Here is a 2345-nt window from a genome sequence, read left to right as displayed (position 1 = left end):
ATGCCCCGATGCATAACAAAAAAATTATGTCGCCCGCAGGCGGGCTGGGACACAAACAGGCAGGCGGCTTCGCCATTATCGCCTGCCTGTTTGTGCCCCATATTTAGGCGTTATGTTCTAAAAGGATAGCTATTGTTGGGCTCTTTGCTGGGAATTGCAGTTTTTCTCTTTGGTTTCGTCTTCATCGCTGCGGCAATTTTGTTTGCATATTTAGCACATTGTGACCAACCAAAAGGAATTGAATGGTTAAAGCCGATACTTCTCATAAGCTTTGCATTGTTTGTTGCTTACAATACTTTCTCAAGCGGCTATTCTCGTATGGTTAATAGTGGCCTTATAGGTTGAATAAGGGCGAACATAACAATCACATTAAGCCGCTCGCGGGCTCGCTGGGACAGTAACACGTGGGCTCTGTCGCTTCGCTCGGATTTTAGCCCACGTATTACTGCCCCTTATGTGGGTGTTATGTTCTTTGTCGGTGGATTAAACCTAGTTGATGAAATATAGAAACTTTCGAAAGAGTTTAAGCATTAAGAATCTAACTGGCATTGAGAGCTTCGTCTTGGAAATCTCGCTTGGTTTTGTCTTTTTCATTATATGTATTCATTCGTTTAATGCTGACATGCTAATCATTGCTATACCCTTAGGATTACTTAGTTTTGGGTGTATTTCAGCAGCTGTCATTTCGCTATATTTCTTCTTCAAACTAAAGACAACGCATGACTAATCAGCACAAACATAACAAAAAAATTATGTCGCCCGCAAGCGGACTGGGACACAACCACGCAGGCGGCTTCGCCATTATCGCCTGCGCGTTTGTGCCCCATATTTAGGTGTTATGTGACTCAAGGATGACGAAGAATGGAGTTGCCATTAAAAGATCTGGAAAAGGAATATGCGATACCCAATGTGTGGAAAGACTCCATTTTCGATGTGGTTGTTCAATTAACTAATGATAATTTTGAACTCCACAATACCCCGGAAAACGTCTATCTCCAATCCAGTGATTTAGCCAAATTAAACAGAGAAAATGTTCTTGAATATGGTTGTTGTTTAATGCCTTTAATTGCGGAATGTTGGGAACGTTCATGCTATCAATGGCAAGGGGATTATTGGGATTTGATTGTCGATTTATGTACAACGGAAGAAGGTGTTAGCGATCTGGTTTTAAGTGGTCGTGTCTATCCCTTAGCTTCAGGCTACAAATATGAGTTTGGCATGGTGTATGTTCCGTAGTTTTAATAGACAGTCACATAACAAAAAAATTATGTCGCCCGCAGGCGGGCTGGGACACAAACACGCAGGCGGCTTCGCCATTGTAGCCTGCCTGTTTGTGCCCCATATTTAGGTGTTAGGCTCTATGTCGATAATAGCTATTTTATTAAGTATTTTATTATTTTTTCCAGCAGCTATTGCAGCCTTTATTTGCGCTATGGCTACTGCTTTTTCAATCCTATCTCCAATATTTATTATTCCTTCCTTATTGGTGAGCGCGCTTGTTTTTTATATTTATTATCGTCAGTTTCAACTTTGTAAAAAACTTGGAAGAAATGAAGTTTTGGATGCAAAAATGAGTTCAAGTCTGATACTTGGAATATCTTGCCTATCTGGAGTCAGCGCAATACTGTATATGTATAGTTACATTAAAAATCTGGACACTGTGCTTTTTAATCCAGATATTCTTTTTACGGCGGCTTCAATCTCACACACTTTGGCTTCTATTGTTTTGTTGTTAATTTATACAAAGCGAAAAGCCTAACAAAAAACTGTAGTCGTTCGCTGGCGCTCACTGGGACAATAACACGCAGGCTCAGTCGCTTTGCTCCAATTTTAGCCTGCGTGTTATTGCCCCTAAGTTGGGCGTTATGCATCATGGAAATATCGGCCAAATGTTTCTTTCTAATCTAATAGCTACCTTTAAATTTGTTGGTATCGTATGGTTACCGTTGTCTGTGTTCATCATTTTCGACTGCTATAAAAACTCAGATTTTTCAGATGCATTTATTCCTCTTTATCTTTTAACCTTTGCCCCGGCAATAGCAGCATCATCACTTTTGTACACTAAACTCAAGAATTCAAACCTCAATAAATTCATGTGTGCCGGTTTATTCGGAATTGTTAATTTGGCACTATTCATGTCTTATTACTTTGTTGGCCATGCATTAAACAATGAAGCGCTAAATCTTCGTTTTATTACAGTAATGTCGCTTGTCACTTTAGTTACTGCAAGTGGGTTATACATCCAACTGCCATGGAAACAAAGTGATGCATAACACATATGAGCCTCCGGGCTGTCAATGAAAAAAGATAGCCCCTTGACCACTATTTCAAGATCAATATTTAGC

General features: G+C 39.9%; 3 protein-coding genes. All 3 read left to right on the top strand.

The window, feature by feature from the left end; genetic code table 11:
• The first annotated feature begins 861 nt into the window (after positions 1 to 861).
• Positions 862 to 1236: a hypothetical protein gene (locus tag FJ444_RS21200; protein ID WP_131257464.1), complete on the top strand. Its 375-nt coding sequence runs from the start codon at positions 862 to 864 to the stop codon at positions 1234 to 1236.
• A gap of 124 nt (positions 1237 to 1360) precedes the next feature.
• Positions 1361 to 1759: a hypothetical protein gene (locus tag FJ444_RS21195; protein ID WP_140961936.1), complete on the top strand. Its 399-nt coding sequence runs from the start codon at positions 1361 to 1363 to the stop codon at positions 1757 to 1759.
• 106 nt (positions 1760 to 1865) lie between these two features.
• Positions 1866 to 2273, top strand: a complete 408-nt coding sequence (locus FJ444_RS21190) for a hypothetical protein (protein WP_140961934.1) — start codon at positions 1866 to 1868, stop codon at positions 2271 to 2273.
• Positions 2274 to 2345: the final 72 nt, after the last annotated feature.

Source organism: Aestuariibacter sp. GS-14 (assembly GCF_006494365.1).
Classification (GTDB): Bacteria; Pseudomonadota; Gammaproteobacteria; order Enterobacterales; family Alteromonadaceae; genus Alteromonas; species Alteromonas mangrovi.
This window is presented reverse-complemented; position numbering and strand designations above follow the sequence as displayed.

Coding starts and splice junctions, on each gene's coding strand:
- FJ444_RS21200 (WP_131257464.1), top strand. CDS start 862: ATGGAGTTGCCATTAAAAGATCTGGAAAAGGAATATGCGATACCCAAT.
- FJ444_RS21195 (WP_140961936.1), top strand. CDS start 1,361: ATGTCGATAATAGCTATTTTATTAAGTATTTTATTATTTTTTCCAGCA.
- FJ444_RS21190 (WP_140961934.1), top strand. CDS start 1,866: ATGCATCATGGAAATATCGGCCAAATGTTTCTTTCTAATCTAATAGCT.